2 protein-coding genes are annotated in these 1,452 nt (G+C 64.4%); both read right to left on the bottom strand.

Annotated features, from left to right (window positions below; genetic code table 11):
- Positions 1–895: Arm DNA-binding domain-containing protein (locus I0Q12_RS13970; RefSeq protein WP_197252494.1), on the bottom strand; the 895-nt coding region annotated here is incomplete at its 3' end.
- Positions 892–1,452 (bottom strand): helix-turn-helix transcriptional regulator (locus I0Q12_RS13965; RefSeq protein ID WP_231610633.1); only part of this gene is annotated, 561 nt, incomplete at its 5' end. The genes I0Q12_RS13965 and I0Q12_RS13970, both read right to left, overlap by 4 nt.

Below are 1,452 nucleotides of genomic sequence, written 5' to 3'. Positions count from 1 at the left end.
CGCGATGCTCACCGCTGGCTGTCTTCGGCCGGCCGAACCGGTACTGCCTGTGCTCCCCCCTGCAGAATGGGCACTCGACGCCCGTCCCGTCGACCTCGACGATCTGCTGACGCACGGTGATGACGCCCCGCGTCAGGTCCACGTCATCCCAACGCAGACCCGCCGCCTCACCGCGTCGTAGACCGGTCATCGCCATGACCTCATACAGCGCGCCGAGCCGGTCTGTCGCGGCGTGATCGAGGAACTTGCCCAGCTCCTCCGGCTCCCACGGCACGACCTTCGGCCGAACTGCGCGCGGCAGCTCCAGATTCTCGGCTGCGTTGTGGCCGACGAGGTGTTTCCGCTTCGCGCTGGTAAGGGCCGATCGGAGGGTGGCGTGGACGCGCCGCACCGTCGCCGGGCTGAGCGTCTTCGGGTTCCGTCGCTTCCCCTTGGCGATCTTCTCGTCCGACTTCGGCTTGGCCGGCGGCTGCGCGATGTCGTGGAGCATCTTCTCCACGTGCGTCGCCCGCAGGTCACCGAGACGCAGGCGCCCCAGGTGAGGGATGAGGTACGCGTCGATGTGTTGCCGGTAGCTGCGGAGGGTCGTCGGTCGGATGCCGGCGGCCTCTTTGGTTTCAAGCCACTGACGCAGGTAGTCACCGACTGTGAGGCGGTTGTCGTGCGCGGCCTGGCCGGTCGCGACGGACGTTAGGAACTTGTTCAGCTCCTCTTGGGCGTCGTCGCTGGTGCGGAATCCGCTCTTGCGGATCTGCCGGCGCTTGCCGGTTGCCGGGTCGATGCCGAGGTCGGCAACGAACGTCCAGCTGCCGTGCGCCTTCTTGCAGGCCTTCCGCCGCCCCTTAGAGTCACGCTCTACCGGGCAGGTGCACCGCTTGTAGATCGAGCCTTTCATGCCTCCCCTTCCGACTCGAGGTACCGAAGGATGTCGGGAAGCATGCTCTGTGCATGTCGAGCCACGTCCGATGCGAGGGCTGCTTGGTGCATGATCCGATCTGAAGCAAGCGTGGATTCCCGAAGAAGAACGGCAACCTTGGCCAGGACGTCACGGAGCTGGTCGTTGTCGACAGCTGACTGTCTCAGCTTCTCAAGGTCTACCGTCTGCAGGGACGCGCCGCTCGGCATGGTCACTTCACCCTGACGGCGCAGGTCGAATAGGTCGTCGACCGTTGTTTCCAACACAGAAGCAAGGGCAACCACCTCAGCGGCTGTGAATGCACGTTTCCCTGCTTCAGCGGCCGACACCGCCTGGCGACTCCACGGCTTGCCGAGAAGCGGCGCGAGTAGAGCACCCAGCCTCTCCTGGGTCATCTCCTTGTCGCTCGACCTGGCCTTGCGGAGTTCCTGAATGCGCTGACCAATCACTTCCTCGACCCGCATAGCTCCCTCTTGCGTCAATAGGCGTGAACCGGTGTCAACTGGCGTTAACTGATGTCCGAATGAGAATGACAC

This window comes from Rhodococcus sp. CX (genome assembly GCF_015865005.1).
In the GTDB taxonomy this organism is placed as follows: domain Bacteria; phylum Actinomycetota; class Actinomycetes; order Mycobacteriales; family Mycobacteriaceae; genus Rhodococcus.
The sequence above is the reverse complement of the archived record's forward strand: the minus strand, read 5'-3'. Positions and strand labels throughout refer to the sequence as shown.